The following is a 20,068-nucleotide window of genomic DNA, read 5'->3' on the forward strand; positions in this document are numbered from 1 at the left end:
ACTAGGCTTCCGTGTCCGCTGCGTCGTGCCCTTCGTGAGGAGAGCGAGTGTCCCTTGGCTTGTGACCTGTGGTTGGTCCCGCTCGTCGACGTGCTGTGCCACAGCCCCGACAACCCCTTCGCGGAAGAGATCGCCGCCTACGACAAGGCGTTGCGCGAGGCGGGCCTGCCGGCCGTGCCCGTCTTCGCCTACATGCCCGGCCTGTCGGGCGACGTGGCGCCGGTCGCCGGGTTCGACTACGACGCCCTGCACTTCCTGCGCCGGGCGTACCTGCTGCAGATCTGCGGGCTCGCCGTCACCCCGGTCGACGAACTGGGCGGGGACTACGAACAGTTGCTGGAGATGTTCGAGTCGACGGCCCAGCAGTCGCACCTGGTCTGGCACTACGACCACGCGGGCGCGTACGTCCCCGTCGACTTCCCGGCGCCGCTGTCCACCGACGAGCTGCTCGCGGGCGGCGGGCCGCTCGGCTCGGCGCAGGGGTTGCTGCGGGAGCTGGAGTACGTCGCCCCCTCGATCGGCATCGACCCGGCGAACCCGCCCGCCGCGCCGCTGCCACCGGAGCGGCCCACCTCGCTGGAGGAACCGGCGGGGCCGATTCCGTACGACGACAGCCCCTTCGCGCGGGAACGGCACGTGTGGCTCGGGCTGCACGCGGCGGCGACGCGGAGCCTGGGGCAGGGCTCGATGATCATCTTCAGCTGAGCGACCGGGCCCCCGGTCCCGGCCCTGTGCCCGCCCCGGGGGCTACCGCGGCTCCGGCGGGCGCTGGCGCGGCATGTTCGGGCGGGTGCCCGGCGGCAGCGGGAACCGGCCCGGCAGGGGCGGTGCGTCCTGCCGGGCCGGGGTCGGAAGGGTGGACTGCAGGACCAGCGGCGCCGAGCCGGAGCGGAACTCCACCATCCACTCCGCCGTCTCCGTACGCACCAGCTCCGTCACGTCCTCGGCGAACCGCCGCAGCACCCCCAGGCACCGCTCCGCCGCCTCGCTCGCCGTGCCCTCCGTCGGGCCCAGCACCTCACGGACGGACTCGGAGGCCCAGTCGAACTGGAGCGCCTGGAGCCGGCGCTGCACCGCCTGCGCCGTCGCCACGTCCCGCATCCAGCCCGACGTCAGCCCGAAGTACCGGTCGCAGAGCACGCACGCCGCCGCGACCAGCAGGGAGACGTACCCCCACTGCCAGTGGCCCAGCAGCGGCAGCGCGGCGCCGACGACCGCGCCCAGCGCCGTGCCGACGCGCAGGGCCCGCGCGCAGCGGCGCTTCCAGACGCGGTCGGAGAGGTACCACTCGGCCGTGCGGAGCGCGTTCGCCTCGACCCACCGGTACAGCTCGTCCAGGCGCTGAGCCGGCTCGCCCCAGTCCCCCAGCGGAAACGGCCGTCCGGTCAGATCGCCGCCGTACCCCTCCGGGCTGTCGCCCTCCCCCCGGGCGGGGCCCCCGGGCTGCATCTCCGGCTGGCTCACCGGGGCACTCCTCTGCGCTCAACGTGACAGCTCAACGTGACATATCGATGACGTGACGTGCGGTGACCTACGGTGCGCGGGGTGCGCATGCCCTCTTCCTACCGCCGAATGGGGGGTCGACGGCCTGGAATCCCGGTATTTCCGCCCGCAAGAGGGTCTTGATCAGGTGGCGGGCACGCCCGTTTTTCACCCGAAGGAGTGGAGCCCTACGGATGAGGCACACCGTCCGGCGACCACGTAGGCTCGGCATACCGAATACTCATCGTCATACTCATCGCGACATGCCAGGAGTGCCCGTGATTCCCGGTGGCGGCCAGCCCAACATGCAGCAGATCCTCCAGCAGGCCCAGAAGATGCAGCAGGACCTCGCCCGCGCCCAGGAGGAGCTGGCGCGGACCGAGGTCGACGGTCAGGCGGGGGGCGGTCTGGTGAAGGCCACCGTCACCGGCTCCGGCGAGCTGCGCTCCCTGGTCATCGACCCCAAGGCGGTCGACCCCGAGGACACCGAGACCCTCGCGGACCTCGTCGTCGCCGCCGTCCAGGCCGCGAACGAGAACGCGCAGGCGCTGCAGCAGGCCAAGCTCGGACCGCTGGCCCAGGGCCTCGGCGGCATGCCGGGCCTGCCCTTCTGATCGTTTCGGGACTTCCGAGCCTTCTAAGTCGTCCGTCCAGCAACTACCGTAAGCATCACAGCACTCCAGGAGAGGCTTTCCGTGTACGAAGGCGTGGTTCAGGACCTCATCGACGAACTGGGCAGACTGCCCGGCGTCGGTCCCAAGAGCGCCCAGCGGATCGCCTTCCACATCCTGCAGGCCGAGCCCACCGACGTACGCCGCCTCGCCCATGCCCTCCTCGAGGTCAAGGACAAGGTGCGGTTCTGCGCGGTGTGCGGCAACGTCGCCCAGGAGGAGCGGTGCGGCATCTGCCGCGACCCGCGCCGGGACGACGCGGTCGTCTGCGTGGTGGAGGAGCCCAAGGACGTCGTCGCGATCGAGCGGACGCGCGAGTTCCGTGGGCGGTACCACGTCCTCGGCGGCGCGATCAGCCCGATCGAGGGCGTCGGGCCGGACGACCTGAGGATCCGGGAGCTGCTGGCGCGACTCGCCGACGGTACGGTCACCGAGCTGATCCTGGCGACCGACCCCAACCTGGAAGGGGAGGCCACCGCGACGTACCTGGCGCGGATGGTCAAACCGATGGGCCTGAAGGTCACGCGCCTCGCCAGCGGGCTGCCCGTTGGCGGAGACCTGGAATACGCCGACGAGGTCACGCTCGGGCGTGCGTTCGAAGGGAGACGACTCCTCGATGTCTGACGCCACTCTGCACGCGCACACCCTGGACCCGGACAGCTTCGCGGTCCAGATCGCCGACTCGATCGAGTCCTTCATCGTCGCCACCACGGAAGTGGCCAAGGGCGACGAACCCGACAGCGCGGTGCCCTTCCTGCTCCTGGAGGTGTCCCAGCTGCTGCTCGCCGGCGGCCGTCTGGGCGCCCACGAGGACATCGTCCCCGACGAGCGGTACGAACCGGACGCCGGCCCGGACATGGACGTGGACGAGCTGCGCGAGCGGTTCGCGACGATGCTGGACCCGGTGGACGTCTTCTCGGAGGTCTTCGACCCGTACGAGCCCCGCAAGGCGCCCGTGCCGTTCCGGATCTCCGACAACCTCGCCGCCATCATCATGGACCTGCGCCACGGGCTCGCCCACTACCGCGCGGGCCGCACCACCGAGGCGCTGTGGTGGTGGCAGTTCTCGTACTTCTCCAACTGGGGCCCGATGGCCTCGGCGACCCTGCGCGCCCTCCAGTCGCTCGTCTCCCACGTCCGCCTGGACCAGCCGCTGGAGGAGCTCGACGGGCTCGACACGGACGAGGACCTGGCGGAGGACGCCCTCGCGGAGGAGGCGGGCCGGGTGATGGCCCGGGAGATCGCGGGCCCGCTGGGCCTGCACACCAGCAAGTAGTCCGGCGGACGGCCCCGCGGGCCGATCAGGCTTTCCAGGTCGTACGGACCCGGTCGCGCAGCCAGCTGTGCGCCGGGTCCGCGTCGTTGCGCGGGTGCCAGGCCATGCCCAGCGCCACGGGCGGCAGGTCCAGCGGGACCTCGAACGTGTGCAGGCCGAAGGCGTCGGCCGCCCCGGCGGGGGCCAGGCACACCAGGTCGGTCTCGCGGCACAGGTGGAGCGCGGCGGTCCAGCTCGGGACGGTGGCGACGACCCGGCGCCGCAGGCCGCGTGCGGCGAGCGCCTCGTCGACCGGGCCGCGCGCCCGGCCCAGCCGGGAGACCCCGAGGTGGTCGGCGGCGGCGAAGGCGCGCGCGGAGACCTTCGTGCGACGGGCGGCCAGCGGATGGTCCCGGCGTACGGCCGCCAGCAGCCGCACCTCGCCCAGCGGCTCGACCAGCGTCTCCGGGTCCGCGTGCCCGATGACGCCGAGCTCCAGGTCCAGCCGGCCGTCGCGCAGCGCGGGGGTGCCCTCCAGGCTCTCCGGCAGGAAGCGCAGGGTGACGCCCGGCGCCTCGCGGGCCACGGTGGTGATCAGCCGGGCGGCGAACCCCGCCAGCAGCAGGTCGCTCGACTGGACGGCGAACGCGCGGATCATGGCCGCCGGGTCCGCCGTCGGCGCGGGGGCGAGCAGCCCGCGCGCCTGCCGTACGACGGCGCTCACGCGGGGCCGCAGCTCGACGGCGCGCGGCGTGGGGACGAGGTGCCGGCCGGCGCGTACGAGCACCGGGTCGCCGAGGGCGGCGCGGATGCGGCCCAGGGTGCGGCTCATGGCGGGCGCGGACACGTGGAGGCGGGCGGCGGCGCCGGTGACGCTCTCCTCTTCGAGGAGAGCGTCGAGGGCGACGAGCAGGTTCAGATCGAGGGATTCCACGGCTCTCATGGCTTCCACGGCTCTGATGGCTTCCACGGTGTGACTCCGATCACCGGCTCGGCCGCCGGTCCGCGACACGAGCTCGCGCTTTGCGTGCAACGCAAGGACACCTTGCCAGCATTGCACTGGAGTCAATCGCCCGGCCTTCGGAAGCTGAGTCCATGACCGAGATGAACGACGTCCTGGCGGTGGTGAGCCAGAGCGGCCCCACCGTCACCTTCTTCGACGCGGTGACGTACGAGCGGCTCGGCGAGGTCGCCGTACCGCGCGAACCGCACGAGCTGTGCTTCGACGCGGCACGGCGGCGGCTGTACTGCACGATCACCTACCGCTCCGGCTACTACCACGCCAACACCGGCCGGGCGCGCGAGCTCGTCGTGATCGACCCCGACGAGCGCCGGGTGGTCGACATCGTCGACCTGGCCCCCGAGTGGGCGCCGCACGGGGTGGCCCTGGACCCGGCGGGCGAGCTGCTGTGGCTGAGTGTCGAGGCGTACGGGAGCGAGGAGGGCGCACTCGTCGCGCTGGACGCGCAGTCCCTGAAGCCGGTGCGCCGGGTGCCGGTCGGGGCGCCGGGGCCGCACTGGTTCGTGCTCACGCCGGACGGCCGGCGAGCGTACACGGCGAACAAGGAGGCGCCCTTCGTCTCCGTCGTGGACGTCCGGTCGGGCGCGCTCGTGGACCGCGTCGAGGCGCCGGGCGGCAGCGAGGGCATCGCGGTGTCGGGGGACGGGCGGTATGTGTACGCGGCCGGGCCGAAGGGCACCTTCGGCGGGGAGCCGGCGGCGGACGCCGGAGTCCGCGTCATCGACACGTCGACCGGTGCCGTCGTCCGCACGCTGCCGGCCGAGGGGCTCGTCTTCCCGGTGCACACGACCTCCACCGGGCTGGTCCTGGCGGGCGAACTGCGCGTGACGGCGGGCGGATCGGCGCTGGGCGCCCAGGGCCCGGGGCTGCTGCACGTGTACGACGGCTTCGAGGAGCGCGCGCGGCTGGAGGTGGGCGCCTTCCCGTTGACGATCACCTCGTCGCCGGACGGCCGGTACGGATACGTCGCCGCGGTCACGTCGTCCACGGTGACGGTGGTGGACCTGGAGGCGCGGGCGGTCGTCACGATGCTGGAGGTCGGCAGGCCCGGCGAACCCGGGGCGCACGGCCTCGCGTACGTACCCTCCGTGTGCCCCTCCGCGTGACCCGCCCCACATTGCGCGTACGGCCGCTCGGGAGGGGCAGGTGCCAGCCCGAGCGGCCGTGGGGCCGTCCCCGGGTGCTGATCGCAAGCTGAGCGGGACATCTCACCATGTGATATCGGAGGGGCGAATCCCGGCCGCTCGTTAGACTGAGCTGACCGCAAACGGACTGAGCGAGGAGCGCACGTGGGCCTTGTCGTGCAGAAGTACGGAGGCTCCTCCGTTGCCGATGCCGAGGGCATCAAGCGCGTCGCCAAGCGAATCGTCGATGCCAAGAAGAACGGCCACCAGGTGGTCGTCGTGGTTTCGGCGATGGGCGACACGACGGACGAGTTGATCGATCTCGCCGAGCAGGTATCTCCGATCCCTGCCGGGCGTGAGTTCGACATGCTGCTGACCGCCGGGGAGCGCATCTCCATGGCCCTGCTGGCCATGGCGATCAAAAACCTGGGCCACGAGGCCCAGTCGTTCACCGGCAGCCAGGCGGGCGTCATCACCGACTCGGTCCACAACAAGGCGCGCATCATCGATGTCACGCCGGGCCGGATCCGTACGGCGCTGGACGAGGGCAACATCGCCATCGTCGCAGGCTTCCAGGGCGTGTCCCAGGACAAGAAGGACATCACCACCCTCGGCCGCGGCGGGTCGGACACGACCGCCGTCGCGCTCGCCGCGGCGCTGGACGCCGAGGTGTGCGAGATCTACACCGACGTCGACGGTGTCTTCACCGCCGACCCCCGGGTCGTGAAGAAGGCCCGGAAGATCGACTGGATCTCCTTCGAGGACATGCTGGAGCTCGCCAGCTCCGGCTCCAAGGTGCTGCTGCACCGCTGCGTCGAGTACGCACGCCGTTACAACATCCCGATCCACGTCCGGTCGTCCTTCTCGGGCCTCCAGGGCACGTGGGTCAGCAACGAACCGCGAGGGGACCGCAAGGTGGAGCAGGCCATCATCTCCGGTGTCGCCCACGACACCTCCGAGGCGAAGATCACCGTCGTCGGGGTGCCGGACAAGCCGGGCGAGGCCGCCGCGATCTTCCGCACCATCGCGGACAACGAGATCAACATCGACATGGTGGTGCAGAACGTCTCCGCCGCGTCGACCGGGCTGACGGACATCTCCTTCACGCTGCCGAAGGCGGAGGGCCGCAAGGCCATCGACGCCCTGGAGAAGCGCAAGGACGTCATCGGCTTCGACTCGCTGCGCTACGACGACCAGATCGCCAAGATCTCGCTGGTCGGCGCGGGCATGAAGACCAACCCGGGCGTCACGGCCGGCTTCTTCGAGGCGCTGTCCGACGCGGGCGTGAACATCGAGCTGATCTCGACGTCCGAGATCCGCATCTCGGTCGTGACCCGCGCCGACGACGTGAACGAGGCCGTCCGCGCCGTCCACACCGCCTTCGGGCTGGACAGCGACTCCGACGAGGCCGTCGTCTACGGAGGCACGGGCCGGTGACGGTCCTGGCGGCGTGGTGACGGCGCGGGCGACCGCGTGGTGACGGCGCGATGACGCACCGCAAGCCGGCGCTCGCGGTCGTGGGAGCGACCGGGGCCGCCGGCGCCGTCATGCTCCAGATCCTGTCGCAGCACGCCGACGTCTGGGGCGACATCCGCCTGGTCGCCTCCCCCCGCTCGGTCGGCCGCAAGCTGGCCGTGCGCGGGGCGGAGACCGAGGTGCTCGCGCTCGGCGACGAGGCGCTGGACGGCGTCGACGTGGCGGTGTTCCTGGCGCCGGAGGAGGTCGCCGCCCGGTGGGCGCCGGTCGCCGTGGCCAAGGGCGCGGTCGTGGTGGACGCCTCGCCGGCCTTCCGGGCGGACCCGGACGTGCCGCTGGTGGTCCCCGAGATCAACCCGCACTGCGTCCGCTCGCGGCCGCGCGGGATCGTCGCCTGCCCCGGCGACACCACGCTGGCGCTGATCGTGGCGGTGGGCGCGCTGCACGCCGAGTTCGGCGTCGACGAGCTCGTCGTCTCCACCTACCAGGCCGCCAGCGGCGCCGGGCACGCGGGCGTCGAGACGCTGCGCGCGCAGACGGTGCGGGTCGCCGGCGCGGAGCTGGGGACCGCCCCCGGAGACGTACGCCGGACCGTCGGCGACGACACCGGGCCCTTCCCCGCCCCGCTCGCGCTCAACGTGGTGCCCTGGGCCGGCTCGCTCCAGGAGGGCGGCTGGTCCTCCGAGGAGCTGCGCCTGCGCGACGAGACCCGCAAGATCCTCGACCTGCCGGAGCTTCGGGTGACGGCCACCTGCGTGCGCGTGCCCGTCGTGACCACGCACTCCGTCTCCGTCCACGCGCGCTTCGAGCGCGAGGTGACGGTCGCCCGGGCGCACGAGATCCTCGCCACCTCGCCGGGCGTGGTGCTGTACGACGATCCGGCCGCCGGGGACTTCCCGACCCCCGCCGACGTCGTGGGGACCGATCCCACGTGGGTGGGGCGGGTGCGGCGGTCCCTGGACGACCCGCGGGCCCTGGAGCTGTTCGTGTGCGGCGACAACCTCCGCAAGGGTGCCGCGCTGAACACCGCGCAGGTCGCGGAGATCATCGCCGCGGAATTGTCGGTGGTCTGACCACCGGCCTTTATAGGATCTGTGAACGCCCTGTGAGCAAGTCTTCGGACCGTACCGCTTGAACTGGGGCGATGGCATGTTCGACGATGCTTGTCCCCCTTGCTGCAACCGGTGGTCGGGCGGGAAGCGTCTACGCGGTCGCCCCTTGCGCGCTGCCGCGCGAAACGGGCAAAGGGGAAGAGCGAGTACGCATGAGGGTAATCGACGCACCGTCCGCACGGTCAAAACCGGTGACGTGCGCGTACAACCCTGACGGGGGGAAGCGTGTCCAACAGGCGTGGCACAGGTACTCGACATCACAGCGGTGGTCCCGCTCCGCGGCGCGGCCGTGGCCCCGCCGCGCCTCGGTGGCGGGCCGGCGCAGCCGCTCCGGCGGCCCCGTCAGCGCCGTTCGCCCGGCGGCATGCCGGTGATCGCGCCGATGCCCGCTGCTAGGCGTACCACCCGCATACCGTCCCCGCGCGGCGCCTCCGAGGCCGCCGACACCGCCGGCGTACCGGGTGCCGCCGGGAACACGGCCGCGGCCGCGACCGCGGCGGCCGGGACGACCGTCGACCACCTCACCGAGACCTACCGCGCCCACTACCGGTCGCTGCTGGGTCTCGCCGCGCTGCTGCTGGACGACACGGCCTCGTGCGAGGACGTCGTCCAGGAGGCGTTCATCCGCGTCCACTCGGCCCGCCGGCGCGTCCGCGACCCCGAGAAGACCCTCGCGTACCTGCGGCAGACCGTGGTCAACCTCTCCCGGTCCGCCCTGCGCCGCCGCATACTCGGGCTGAAGCTGCTCTCCAAGCCGATGCCGGACATGGCGAGCGCCGAGGAAGGCGCGTACGACCAGCTGGAGCGCGACGCGCTGATCAAGGCGATGCGCGGGCTGCAGCGCCGACAGCGCGAGGTGCTGGTGCTGCGGTACTTCGCGGACATGACGGAGGCGCAGGTCGCCGAGACCCTGGGCATATCGCTCGGGTCGGTGAAGGCGTACGGCTCACGTGGCATCGCGGCGCTGCGCGTCGCCATGGAGGCCAACGCATGAGCGAGCCGCACAAGGGCCCGGACGCCAAGGGCGAGGACGGGTTCGAGCTGTACGGGCCGGACGGACCGTTGCACGTGAACGACCACCGGACTGGGAACGGAATTGTGAACGAGGGTGACCGCCTGAACGGTCTGGACGGGCCGAGCGCTGTCGGGGACGACGCGTTCGGCGACGACGAGCTGGCCCTGCGCCGGATGCTCCAGGGCGCGGTGGAGGACCTGCGGCCCTCCGACGGCGCCCTCGACCACCTGCGCAAGGCCGTGCCGGCGCGGCGGGCCCGCAAGCGGCAGGCCCTCGTCGGCATGGCGGCCGCGGCGCTGCTGTTCGGTACGGCGGTGCCCGCGTTCGTGCACGTCGCGGGCTCCGGCGGCACCTCCGACGACCGCCCGGTCAACGCCGGGCACGGCGAACAGGTCCAGGGCGGCACGGGCGAGGAGACCGGCGGCGAGGGCGGCGAGACCGGCCCCGGCGGCGGTGTCACGGGCGGCGGCGAGGGCCCGGGCGGGCCCGGCGGCAGCGGCCGCGGCGACGCCCAGAAGCCGCCGGAGTCCGTCTCCGGCGCCTCGGACGGCACGGTCGGCGGCAGCGCGGCCGACCCGACCCGCCCCGTGCCGCCGAGTACACCGGTGTGCGCGGCGGACCAGCTGGCCGTGACCACGGCGCAGGCCGGGGAGCCGGACGCGGAGGGCAAGGTGTACGGCACCTTCCGCATCGCCAACGTCTCCGGCGCGGACTGCGCGATCGCGGGCGACGGCACCATCGGCGTCCGGACGAGCGGCGCGGCCGACAGCGCGAAGGTCACCCGCGTCCGCCACACGCCGGGCGACGCGGCGACGGGCCTCCCGGACGCCTCGGGCACGGCGGACGGGGCGCTGCTGCTGAAGCCCTCGGGGGCGTACGAGGTCAGGTTCGCCTGGGTGCCGAGCGAGACATGCCCGACGACGACGCCGGACGGCGACCCGTCCCCGGACCCGAGCCCCTCGACGGACGGCGGCACGGCCTCGACCGGCTCGACCGGCACGACCGGCACGGCCCCGGAGGGGACGCAGCCCCAGCTCGCCACGGAGGAGGGCACCCCGGCGGACGGCAGCGTCACGATCACCCACACCCCGGCCGCGGGCTCCCCGACCGCGGAGACCACGATCCCGAAGGCCTGCGCGGGCACGGTGTACTACACGGCGCCGATGGGCGCGGAGTAGCAGCGGCGCGTCAGCCCCGCGTCGCCGGGGCGGCCGGGGTGTGCGGGGCGGCGGCCTGGTCCTCCGGAGCCTGGTCCTCCGGAGCGAGGCCGAGGGCCGCGTCCCGCGCCGCCTCCGCCTCGCGGCGGAACAGACGGAACCACATGAAGAGCACGAAGCCCACGAAGGCGAACCACTCGCCCGTGTAGCCCAGGTTCTGGAACGCCTTCAGGTCCAGCCCGCTGCCCTGCGCCGCCGTCGCCGGCACCGGCTTCAGACCCGACGGCGACGTGGTGAGCGTGACCCACGCGTCGTACACGTCGTCCGGCACCAGGTTCACCAGCGACGCCGCGCTGATCATGCCGACCTGCCCCGCCGGCAGCCCGCCCGCCGCGTGCACGCCCTTGGTGCCGGTGTTCTCCGACGCCTGGAGCGCCCCGGTCACCGTGACCTCACCGGCCGGCGGCGCCGGGGCCTTGCGCCCCTCCGGGAGCCAGCCGCGGACCACCGGCAGCGTCTTGCCGCCGTCCGTACGCAGCAGCGTCAGCACGTACGCACCGGTGCGGCCGTCCAGCTCGCGCCCCGGCACCAGGAACTGCGGCCCGTACCGACCGGTCGCCGTCGCCTGGCGGCCCGACGTCTCCTTGGTGACCGGCAGCAGCTCGTCCAGCGGCTCGGCGGCCTGCGCCGCCGAGCCCGGATCGGGCCACCGCTCCGCCTCCTGGTGGGACTCGACGCGGTCCTCGAACCTGCCGAGCTGCCAGGTCCCCATGAAGATGCAGAAGGGGATCGCCAGCAGGACGAAGACGTTGATCCCCCACCAGCGGGGTGTCGTCAGGAACCGGTACACCCCTCCACGGTACGGAACGCCGTCACTTCCCCGGCGCCGGGGTCCCCGGCACAGGCGTCCCCGGCGCGGTCGTCCCCAGGTGCCTGGCGGCGAAGTCCAGCTCCAGCCGCACCTGCTTGATCCGCTCCTCCACCACCAGCGAGCCGTGCCCGGCGTCGTACCGGTACACCTCGTGCACCGCGCCCCGCGCCGCGAGCCGGTCGACGTAGTTGTCGATCTGCCGGATCGGGCAGCGCGGGTCGTTGACGCCCGCCGAGATGTAGACCGGCGCCCTGACCTCGTCCACGTACGTCAGCGGCGACGACACCCGGTACCGCTCCGGCACCTCCTGCGGAGACCCGCCGAACAGCGTGCGATCCAGCGCCTTCAGCGCCTCCATCTCGTCCTCGTACGCCGTGACGTAGTCCGCCACCGGCACGGCGGCCAGGCCCAGCGCCCACGCCTCCGGCTGCGTACCGAGCCCGAGCAGCGTCAGGTACCCGCCCCACGAGCCGCCCGCCAGCACCAGCTTCGCGGGGTCGGCGAGGCCGGAGGCCACCGCCCACTCCCGTACCGCCGCGATGTCCTCCAGCTCGATCAGCCCGATGCGGTGCTTGAGCGCGTCCGTCCACTCCCGCCCGTAGCCCGTCGAGCCCCGGTAGTTGACCCGGACGACCGCGTACCCGTGGTCCACCCAGGCGGCGGGCGCCGCGGCGAACGCGTCGCTGTCGTGCCACGCGGGGCCGCCGTGGACCTCGAACACCGTCGGCAGCGGGCCGTCGGCACCCGCCGGGCGCTGCACGAGCGCGTGGACGCGACCGCCGGGGCCGTCCACCCACACGTCCTCCACGGCCACCGACGCGGGCGCCTTCGCGCCCGGGGGCTCCAGCACGACACCGCCCGCGGTGGACCGCACCACCGGGGGCCGCTCGGCGGACGACCACAGGTACTCCACGGTCCCGTCCGGCCGCGCCGTCGCGCTGGACACCGACCCCGCGGGGGTCTCCACCCGCACCAGCTCGCGCGTGCCGATCTCGTACCGCCACAGGTCGCTGCGCGCCTCGAAGCCGTGCACGATCAGCAGCCCGGACCCGTCCGGATACCACTCCGCCGACACGTCGCCGGGCAGGTCGAGCCCCAGCTCGGTCTCGGTGCCGGTGGCCACGTCCCACAGCATCGGCTCCCAGCGCCCGCGCCGCTGGTGCCCGACCAGCAGCCGGGTGTCCCCGTCCACCGGCGCGAAGCCCAGCACCGCGAGCCCGAGCTCCTCCGTGCCGCCCTTGGTGTCGTCCAGCTCCGCCACGACCGCGCCGTCGAGCCGGACCACGCGCAGCGCCGCGTGCATGGCGTCGCCGTGCTCGGTGTGCTCGATCGCGAGCAGCGTCCCGTCGTGGGACAGGTCGCCGACCCCGGCGGACTCCCGGTGCCGGTAGATCTCCACGGGCGGCCGCCCGGGCCGTACGACGTGGATCGTCGAGCCCTCCTCGTCCGTGGAGCACCCGATCACCGCCGTCCCGTCCCGCCCGATCGCCAGGCCCGCCGGGTACGACGCCGCCAGCCCCGGCGCGGCCGGCTCGTCGTCGCCGCCCCCGAACGGTTGGCGCATCCAGCGCCCGAACTCGTCGCCGTCGGTGTCGGCGAACCACCAGATCCATGCGCCGTCCGGCGACAGCACGCCGTCGGTCGTACCGTTCGGCCGGTCCGTGACCTGCCGCTGCGCTCCGGTCGCCCGGTCCCAGGCGTACAGCTCGTACGTGCCGGTCGCGTTCGACGTGAACAGCGCGCGGTCGGGGGCGTCCTCGGCCCAGTCGGGCAGGGAGACGCGCGGGGCGCGGAACCGCAGCTCCCAGTCGGGCGTGGCGTGTGCATCCGTCATGCCCCTATCCAACCCGACGCCACGGGCCCGGGGACATGGAGCCCGGAGGTCAGCGCACGGCGGGCGGGGTGTCCTCCACGCACAGCGCCCAGATGACGAAGACGCCGATCGCGATCGAGATCACCGCCCAGACGGGCTGGTACGGCAACCAGACGAAGTTCGCGATCACGGCGAGCGAGGCGAGCGCGACACCGCTCGCCTTGGCCCATGTCGCCCCGCTGAGGATCCCGGCCCCGATGAGGGCGACGAGGATCCCGAGGACGAGGTGGATCCACCCCCACGCGCTGACGCTGAACTCGAAGACGTACTCGCCGATCCGCCCGTACACGTCGTCCTGGGCGATACCCGCGATGCCCTGCAGCATCCCGAGCACCCCCTCCACCAGCAACAACACCCCAGCAAACATCGCCCCGGCGGACCCCCACCCACTCCGCCGCGGCCCCTGGCCCCCGCCCGGCGGCCCGGCGTGATGCGCATACGCATGCTGCTCGGTCCCCCCGACACCATGCCCGTGCCCTCCGCCGGCCTGGCTCATGGCCGCCCCTCTCTGTCCGGTGATTCCCCTCCGAGCGTGCGGGGGGTGGGGCTGCACGTCGACCGGGGGCGTCTGACCGGGTGAGGGGCCGCGGGGTGGGGGCCGACGTGCGGTCCGGTGCGGGACCGGCGCCGCTCCAACGGGGTAGTGCACCACGGCGGTGGACGCGCAGCCCGCGGCAGTCGGTGCCGCCTGGCCAGGAATGTGATTGTCCCTTCACGGCTGGCTGCGCATCCTGCTGGGATGCGCTTCTCCATCAACATTCCCAACTTCGGTGACTTCGCCGACCCCCGTAACGTCGCAACCGTGGCGGCCGCCGCCGAACAGGCCGGCTGGGACGGGCTCTTCGTCTGGGACCATGTACTGCACCGACAACACCAAGGGCGTCCCTTCGGAGACCCCTGGATCCTGCTGACAGCGGCCGCGCTGGCGACCTCCCGGATCCGACTGGGCACCCTGCTGACGCCGGTCCCCCGTTACCGTCCGCAGCAACTCGCCCGTCAAGTGGCCACCCTGGACCACCTCAGCGGCGGCAGAGTGATCTTCGCTGCCGGCCTGGGCGGTCCGATCGAGGACGAGTACCGCAGTTTCGGCGACACCGCCGAGCCGCGCCTCCTCGCTGAGCGGCTGGACGAGGGCCTGGAGCTGTTGAGGCGTTTCTGGTCCGGCGACTCGGTGAACCACCACGGGCGGCACTATGAGGTCCGGGACGTGACGCTGCTGCCTGCCACGGTGCAGCGGCCCTGTCCGCCCGTATGGATCGGTGGATTCTGGCCGCGTCGCCCGCCCATGCGGCGGGCAGCGCGGTGGGATGGCGCGGTGCCGCTCTTCGAGACGGCCCGGCATGGTCATCTGCCGGATGTGGCCGAAGTGCGCGATCTGGTCGGATACGTGCGTAAACACCGTCCGGCCGGGGCCGAGCACCCCTTCGAGTTCGTACTCGGCGGAGCCACGCCCTCTGACGCAGCCAAGGCCAAGGACGTGATCGGTCCGCTGCACGACGCCGGCGTCACCTGGTGGGACGAGCGGCAGATCCAGACCGGCCCCGACCTGGACCGCCTGCCTCCAGTGCTGCGCCGCATCGAGGCAGGGCCGCCGCTGGTCTGATGTCTTGGCTCAACGTGCTGTCGGCTCCAGCCGCGACTCGTGGATCACGTGATCGCCCATGGTGGCCCTCACCGCTTCGGCACAGTGATGCTCAAGGAACTTCCTTCCAAGCGTGGTAGGTGACCACGTAGCCAACCAATCATCAAATCAGCTCGGTATCCGCAGGCTTGGGCACGTGGTGCATGTTCATCTGGTGAAAAGTAGACGTAACGACGCCCAGGGTGCCTGCATCCTGCACGTCAGCCTCCGGCGTCGTGATCTATTCGAGGAGCGCACCGAGCTGATCAGCGGGATGTTCGGGAGCTGGATTTCTGAATCCGGCTCCTGCGATGACAGAAAGCAGTCAGGGGCCTGACCCGCTCTTGCGGATCAGGCCCCTGACCTGGTGTTTCAGCTGTCGGGGTGGCGGGATTTGAACCCACGACCTCTTCGTCCCGAACGAAGCGCGCTGCCAAGCTGCGCTACACCCCGATGTCGTCCGGTGTCCCGGCGACGTCGTTTACTTTAGCCCACCGGCGCCCGGAGACGAAATCCGGTTTTCGCGGAGCCGTGGCGTGGGCCTGATCCGGTCCAGGCCGACGAGCGCGAAGGCCAGGGCGGCGAAGGGCAGGCCCAGCATCGCCGCGTCCGTCAGGGTGGCGGCGTAGCCGTGGGCGGCGACGTCGAGGAAGGGGTACGGGTAGCGGGCCGGGGTGTCGGGGGAGAGGAGGGCGCCGCGGGGGAGGGCGAAGGCGAGGTACGCCAGGGGGTAGAGCAGCCACAGGGCGGCGTGACGGGGGCGCAGGCCGTCCGGGCGGGTGAGGAGCAGCCAGTCGGGGGCCGCCGCGATCGGCGGCACCGTGTGGAGGAGGTGGTTGGCGAGGAGGTGCCAGCCGGTGGCGGTCGACGGGCCGCCGTCGGTCATCGAGAAGTGTGCCGCGTCGTCCGCCAGGAGCAGGTGGTGGACGGCGCCGGTGATGGTGATGAAGAGCAGGGTGCCTCCGGTGATCACCGGCGGCAGCGGCGGGCGGCGGCGCGACCAGGCGCGGTGGGCCGATGGGGCGAAGACCGCCGCGACCAGGAGGTTGCTCTGGATGGTGAAGTAGCTGAGCACCCGGCCCGGACTGCCGAGGGCCAGGTCGATGGCGATCCGGTGAGCGCGGCCAGCGCGATCAGGGCGCGGAAGGCGGCCGCGTACGGGCGGCGGACGGGAGGGACGACCGCCGATGCGGGCACATGCGTCGAAAAGGGGCAGTCATTCCTCCACCGTAGGGGGTCCTTGATCAGAACCTGGTGCCCCAGGGGGCTTGATCAACCCGCCCAGCCCGGGGCGCCCGGGCGCCCCGGGAGCCCGTGATCAGTCCCGGGCCGTCAGCGTCAGCAGCGTCGCCTCCGGCGGGCAGGCGAACCGCACCGGCGTGTAGCGGTTGGTGCCGCAGCCCGCCGAGACGTGGAGGTACGCGGTGTTCCCGCCGGCGCGGTGCGTGGAGAGGCCCTTCACGCGGTCCGTGTCCAGGTCGCAGTTGGTGACCAGCGCCCCGTAGAAGGGGATGCACAGCTGGCCGCCGTGCGTGTGGCCCGCCAGGATCAGCGGGTAGCCGTCCGCGGTGAAGGCGTCCAGGGAGCGCAGGTACGGCGCGTGGACGACGGCCAGGGAGAGGTCCGCGTCCGGCTCCGGGCCGCCGGCGACCAGGTCGTAGCGGTCCCGCTTGATGTGCGGGTCGTCCAGGCCCGTGAACGCCAGCTCCATGCCCTCCAGCTTGAGGCGGCCGCGCGTGTTGGTGAGGTTCAGCCAGCCCGCCTCGTCGAAGGCGTCGCGCAGCCCCTCCCAGGGGTTGTGTACGGCGCCGACGGCGGGCGGATTGCCGTTGAGGCCGTGGCGGCCCTGGGCCTTCTCGAGCAGGTAGCGGGCCGGGTTGCGCAGCTTGGGCCCGTAGTAGTCGTTGGAGCCGAAGACGTACACGCCGGGGAATTCGAGGAGCGGCCCGAGCGCGTCCAGGGCCTCCGGTACGCCGTCGGGGTCGGAGAGGTTGTCGCCGGTGTTGACGACGAGGTCCGGGCGCAGCCCGGCGAGGGACTGGAGCCAGGCCCGCTTCTTGCGCTGGCCGCTCACCATGTGGATGTCGGACACCTGGAGGACGCGCAGGTCGCGCATGCCGGGAGGCAGTACGGGGACGGTGACCCGGCGGAGCCGGAACGAGCGGACCTCGAAGCCGGCGGCGTAGACCAGGCCGGCCGCGCCGACCGCTGCGATTCCTGCGGTGACTTTCAGGGGGACTCCGTATCGCGCGCGCATGAGGCCATCGTCCCAGACGGAGCAGCGCGCGGAAATCAGCGGGCGTGCAGGTCATCGCACCTGCCACACTTGTGCGCATGACCACGCTCAAGTCCACGCTGCAGGAAGACCTCAACGCCGCGATCAAGGAGCGCGACGAGCTGCGCTCCTCGACCCTCCGGCTCACCCTCTCCGCCATCACCAAGGAGGAGGTCTCGGGCAAGGAGAAGCGCGAGCTCTCCGACGACGAGGTGCAGAAGGTGATCGCCAAGGAGGCGAAGAAGCGGCGCGAGGCCGCCGAGGCCTTCGCGCAGGGCGGCCGCGCCGAGCAGGCCGAGCGCGAGAAGGCGGAGGGCGCCATCCTCGACGCCTACCTGCCGCAGCAGCTGAGCGACGACGAGCTCCGCTCGATCGTGTCCCAGGCCATCGACGAGGCCAGGGCCGCCGGCGCCGAGGGCCCGCGCGCGATGGGCGCCGTCATGAAGATCGTCAACCCGAAGGTGTCCGGCCGCGCCGAGGGCGGCCGCGTCGCCGCGGTGGTCAAGCAGCTGCTCGCCGGCTGAGAGCCACTGCCGACCACGCGTCACGGCACAGGGGCGCCCACCGGTTTGTCGCCGGTGGGCGCCCCTTTGTCCGCAGACGATCAGCCGCTCAGCGGTCCCGGTCCCAACCGCCGTTGCCGCCGCCGTTGTTCCCCTGACCGCCGCGTCCGTTGCCGCCGCCGATCAGGTCCGGCGGGAGGGAGATGCCCGGCCACGGCGACTGGACTCCGCCGCCTCCGCCACCCGGCTTGGAGTCGTCGCCCGGCTTGCCCTTCCCCTTGTCGTCGGGCTTCGGCGCGTCCGGGATGTCGACGCTGACGAACTGCGGGGAGTCCTTGCCCTCCAGCGCGCCCGTCATCGCGTCCTTCCAGATCGGGCCGGGGACCTGACCACCGAAGACCTTCTCGTGGTACTGCCCGCCGATGGTGATGTACTCCATCTCCACCTGCTGGCTGGCGCTGCCGACCCACACCGCGCCGCTCAGGTTCGGCGTGTACCCGACGAACCAGGCGTTCTTCCGGAAGTCCGTCGTACCCGTCTTACCGGCGTTGTCGCGGTCACCGAGGCCCGCCGCCCGGCCCGTACCGGAGTCGACGACTCCGCGCAGCAGGTGGTTGATGGAGTCGGCCGTCCGCTCCGACATGGCCTTGGTGCACGAGCTCTTCGGCACCTCCAGGCTCTTGCCGTCCGCCGTCTTGATGGACTCGATGGCGATCGGCGTGCAGTACGTGCCCCGGTTGGCGAAGGTCGCGTACGCCGACGCCATCGTCAGCGGCGAGATGCCGGTGGAGCCGAGGGTGAGCGGCGAGGGCTCCTCGGGCAGCTTCTGGCCGTTGCCCTGCACCACACCCAGCTTGTTCGTCATCTCGACGACCGGGCACAGGCCGATGTCCTCGATCATCTGCACGAAGTACGTGTTGACCGACTTCGCCATCGCTTCCTTGAGCGCGTACGGGCCGACCTCGGTCTCGTTCTCGTTCTCCAGCCGCTGCTTGTCCCCGTAGTTCACCCACGGCTTGCCGCTGCACGTCGAAATCGAGCTCGGGTACGGCATCTCGTACGGCGCCGAGTACGTCTGCGTCGGCGGCCTGCCCTGCTCCAGGGCCGCCGCCGCGACGAACGGCTTGAACGTCGAACCGACCGGGAAGCCGTAGTTCGAGCCGCCCATGCGCTTGTCGACCGAGTAGTTGATCTGCGTCTCGTCCTTGCCGAAGCCGTACGGCTTGGACTGGCCCATCGCGAGGATCTTGCCGGTGCCGGGCTGGACCATCGTCACCGCCGTCGCGACCTTGTCGCTCTGGTAGACGTGTTCCGTTATCGACGCCTGCGTCGCCTTCTGCGCCTGCGGGTCGAGCGTCGTGCGGATCGTCAGGCCGCCGCGGTTCCAGATCTTGTTGCGCTCCTCCCGGTCCTTCCCGAAGACCGGGCTGGAGAGGAAGGCCTCGCGTACGTAGTCGCAGAAGAAGCCCGCGCCGTCGACGGCGGTGATGCAGCCGTTCTTCGGCTTGCTGACCTTCAGCTTGATCGGGGTGGCCTTCGCGCGGTCGGCCTCCGCCTGGCTGATGTTGCCGACGGCCGCCATGCGCTGCAGTACGACGTTGCGGCGCTTGGTCGCCTCCTCCACGTCGTTGACGGGGTCGTAGCGGCTCGGCGACTGGACGAGGCCGGCCAGCATCGCGGACTCCTCCAGGTTCAGGGCCTTGGCGGACTTGGAGAAGTAGCGCTTGGCCGCGGCCTCGACGCCGTACGCCTGCTGCCCGAAGAAGGTGATGTTGAGGTAGTTCTCGAGGATCTTCTTCTTCCCGAGCTCCTCCTCCACCTGGATCGCGTACTTCAGCTCCTGGATCTTGCGGCCGAGCGTCTGCTGCGTGGCCTGCGCGACCTTGTCGGGGTCGTCGCCGGCCTCCTCCACGAACACGTTCTTCACGTACTGCTGCGTCAGCGTCGAGGCGCCCTGCGCCACACCGCCCGACTGGGCGTTGCGGTTGAGCGCGCGCAGCACGCCCTTGAGGTCGATGGCGCCGTGCTCGTAGAAGCGCGCGTCCTCGACCGCGACGATCGCGTTCTGCATGTACGGGGAGATGTCCTTGAGCTCCACGACCGTGCGGTCGCGGGAGTAGACGGTGGCGATCTGGCCACCCTCCGCGTCGAGGATCGTGGTGCGCTGGCTCAGCGGCGGCCGCTTCAGGTCGGCCGGGATCTCGTCGAACCCCTGGACCGTCCCCTTCGCCGCGAGTCCCAGCACGCCGAAGGCGGGCAGTGCGATGCCCGCCAGTACGGCTCCGGAGAGCACGCTGACACCGAGGAACTTGGCGGCCTGCTGGGTGCCGGTCAGGCCTCCGCCCGAGCGCTTCTTTGGCATGGCAGCAGCCTACGTTCTCATTCGCCGGACACGCGTATATGCCTTGGCCTAAGCTGGTCACAACTGTCACAGCAGTCGCGGTTTTTTCGGCCCGACCACCGAAGGAACCTCACCCCGCCCTCTCGTCGTGCTCTCCGCCGGGCGATGTCCGTTTCCGTCGTATGCGTCAGCGGACGCCCGTTGTCGATCAGCGGACATGTCGTGTTGTGGGGGATCAGAGGGATATGTCCATCGGTCACTCCCCTGGGTG

At 71.9% G+C, this 20,068-nt stretch carries 19 protein-coding genes and 1 tRNA gene; 11 read left to right on the plus strand and 9 right to left on the minus strand.

The genetic code is table 11. The annotated features are described in order from the left end of the window. Positions 1–54: 54 nt before the first annotated feature. Complete coding sequence (locus ACIRNI_RS05450; RefSeq protein WP_355359835.1) at positions 55–705, plus strand: hypothetical protein; 651 nt, start codon at positions 55–57, stop codon at positions 703–705. A gap of 42 nt (positions 706–747) precedes the next feature. Here the strand turns inward: ACIRNI_RS05450 and ACIRNI_RS05455 are convergent, their stop codons facing one another. After that, positions 748–1,464 (minus strand): SLATT domain-containing protein, encoded by a 717-nt coding sequence (locus ACIRNI_RS05455; RefSeq protein ID WP_403548532.1) that lies wholly within the window; start codon positions 1,462–1,464, stop codon positions 748–750. 296 nt (positions 1,465–1,760) lie between these two features. Between ACIRNI_RS05455 and ACIRNI_RS05460 the strand changes: the two genes are divergently transcribed. From ACIRNI_RS05460 to ACIRNI_RS05470, 3 genes are all read left to right on the plus strand, one after another. Then, a complete protein-coding gene (locus ACIRNI_RS05460; RefSeq protein WP_355359829.1) occupies positions 1,761–2,096 on the plus strand; it encodes a YbaB/EbfC family nucleoid-associated protein in 336 nt (111 codons plus the stop codon). Positions 2,097–2,177: 81 nt separating this feature from the next. Then, complete coding sequence (gene recR / locus ACIRNI_RS05465; RefSeq protein WP_403548534.1) at positions 2,178–2,777, plus strand: recombination mediator RecR; 600 nt, start codon at positions 2,178–2,180, stop codon at positions 2,775–2,777. Continuing rightward, positions 2,770–3,429 carry a DUF5063 domain-containing protein gene (locus tag ACIRNI_RS05470; protein WP_355359825.1) on the plus strand — a complete coding sequence of 220 codons (660 nt, stop codon included), beginning with the start codon at positions 2,770–2,772 and terminating at the stop codon, positions 3,427–3,429. Before recR ends, ACIRNI_RS05470 begins: the two co-directional genes overlap by 8 nt. Before the next feature lie 25 nt (positions 3,430–3,454). Here the strand turns inward: ACIRNI_RS05470 and ACIRNI_RS05475 are convergent, their stop codons facing one another. Next, the gene (locus ACIRNI_RS05475; RefSeq protein WP_403548536.1) at positions 3,455–4,351 is read right to left on the minus strand and encodes a LysR family transcriptional regulator; all 897 of its coding nucleotides are present in this window, start codon (positions 4,349–4,351) and stop codon (positions 3,455–3,457) included. A gap of 152 nt (positions 4,352–4,503) precedes the next feature. Between ACIRNI_RS05475 and ACIRNI_RS05480 the strand changes: the two genes are divergently transcribed. From ACIRNI_RS05480 to ACIRNI_RS05500, 5 genes are all read left to right on the plus strand, one after another. Then, positions 4,504–5,535, plus strand: a complete 1,032-nt coding sequence (locus tag ACIRNI_RS05480) for a YncE family protein (protein ID WP_403548538.1) — start codon at positions 4,504–4,506, stop codon at positions 5,533–5,535. 183 nt (positions 5,536–5,718) lie between these two features. Next, on the plus strand, positions 5,719–6,990 hold the full coding sequence (locus ACIRNI_RS05485; protein ID WP_031077638.1) for an aspartate kinase: 1,272 nt from the start codon (positions 5,719–5,721) through the stop codon (positions 6,988–6,990). A 50-nt stretch (positions 6,991–7,040) separates the two neighbouring features. Further along, positions 7,041–8,102 (plus strand): aspartate-semialdehyde dehydrogenase, encoded by a 1,062-nt coding sequence (locus tag ACIRNI_RS05490; RefSeq protein WP_403548540.1) that lies wholly within the window; start codon positions 7,041–7,043, stop codon positions 8,100–8,102. A 277-nt stretch (positions 8,103–8,379) separates the two neighbouring features. Continuing rightward, a complete protein-coding gene (locus ACIRNI_RS05495) occupies positions 8,380–9,135 on the plus strand; it encodes a SigE family RNA polymerase sigma factor (RefSeq protein ID WP_403548542.1) in 756 nt (251 codons plus the stop codon). Continuing rightward, entirely contained in the window at positions 9,132–10,334 is a 1,203-nt protein-coding gene (locus ACIRNI_RS05500) for a hypothetical protein (protein WP_403548543.1), read from the plus strand. The genes ACIRNI_RS05495 and ACIRNI_RS05500 overlap by 4 nt, the downstream gene beginning before the upstream one ends. Positions 10,335–10,344: 10 nt before the next feature. Here the strand turns inward: ACIRNI_RS05500 and ACIRNI_RS05505 are convergent, their stop codons facing one another. Genes ACIRNI_RS05505 through ACIRNI_RS05515 form a run of 3 tightly spaced genes read right to left on the minus strand, consistent with a single transcriptional unit; the run spans position 10,345 to position 13,424 of the window. Next, the gene (locus tag ACIRNI_RS05505) at positions 10,345–11,163 is read right to left on the minus strand and encodes an SURF1 family protein (protein ID WP_403548545.1); all 819 of its coding nucleotides are present in this window, start codon (positions 11,161–11,163) and stop codon (positions 10,345–10,347) included. A gap of 22 nt (positions 11,164–11,185) precedes the next feature. Continuing rightward, positions 11,186–13,018 (minus strand): prolyl oligopeptidase family serine peptidase, encoded by a 1,833-nt coding sequence (locus ACIRNI_RS05510; RefSeq protein WP_403548547.1) that lies wholly within the window; start codon positions 13,016–13,018, stop codon positions 11,186–11,188. A 49-nt stretch (positions 13,019–13,067) separates the two neighbouring features. Then, positions 13,068–13,424 carry a hypothetical protein gene (locus ACIRNI_RS05515; RefSeq protein WP_403548549.1) on the minus strand — a complete coding sequence of 119 codons (357 nt, stop codon included), beginning with the start codon at positions 13,422–13,424 and terminating at the stop codon, positions 13,068–13,070. A gap of 372 nt (positions 13,425–13,796) precedes the next feature. Here ACIRNI_RS05515 and ACIRNI_RS05520 point away from each other — a divergent pair, with 372 nt between their 5' ends. Further along, positions 13,797–14,660 (plus strand): LLM class flavin-dependent oxidoreductase, encoded by an 864-nt coding sequence (locus ACIRNI_RS05520; protein WP_403548551.1) that lies wholly within the window; start codon positions 13,797–13,799, stop codon positions 14,658–14,660. Between the two features lie 397 nt (positions 14,661–15,057). Here ACIRNI_RS05520 and ACIRNI_RS05525 read toward each other — a convergent pair. The 3 genes from ACIRNI_RS05525 to ACIRNI_RS05535 form a co-directional block, all read right to left on the minus strand. After that, positions 15,058–15,131: transfer RNA gene (locus ACIRNI_RS05525), tRNA-Pro, on the minus strand. Positions 15,132–15,159: 28 nt separating this feature from the next. Then, complete coding sequence (locus ACIRNI_RS05530; protein ID WP_403548552.1) at positions 15,160–15,753, minus strand: Pr6Pr family membrane protein; 594 nt, start codon at positions 15,751–15,753, stop codon at positions 15,160–15,162. A gap of 243 nt (positions 15,754–15,996) precedes the next feature. Continuing rightward, positions 15,997–16,935 carry a metallophosphoesterase gene (locus ACIRNI_RS05535; protein ID WP_403548554.1) on the minus strand — a complete coding sequence of 313 codons (939 nt, stop codon included), beginning with the start codon at positions 16,933–16,935 and terminating at the stop codon, positions 15,997–15,999. 77 nt (positions 16,936–17,012) lie between these two features. Here ACIRNI_RS05535 and ACIRNI_RS05540 point away from each other — a divergent pair, with 77 nt between their 5' ends. Further along, positions 17,013–17,477 carry a GatB/YqeY domain-containing protein gene (locus ACIRNI_RS05540; protein WP_403548555.1) on the plus strand — a complete coding sequence of 155 codons (465 nt, stop codon included), beginning with the start codon at positions 17,013–17,015 and terminating at the stop codon, positions 17,475–17,477. Between the two features lie 88 nt (positions 17,478–17,565). Here the strand turns inward: ACIRNI_RS05540 and ACIRNI_RS05545 are convergent, their stop codons facing one another. Beyond that, a complete protein-coding gene (locus ACIRNI_RS05545; RefSeq protein ID WP_403548556.1) occupies positions 17,566–19,818 on the minus strand; it encodes a transglycosylase domain-containing protein in 2,253 nt (750 codons plus the stop codon). Between the last annotated feature and the right edge of the window lie 250 nt (positions 19,819–20,068).

This window comes from Streptomyces sp. NPDC093546, assembly GCF_044765045.1.
Lineage (GTDB): Bacteria > Actinomycetota > Actinomycetes > Streptomycetales > Streptomycetaceae > Streptomyces.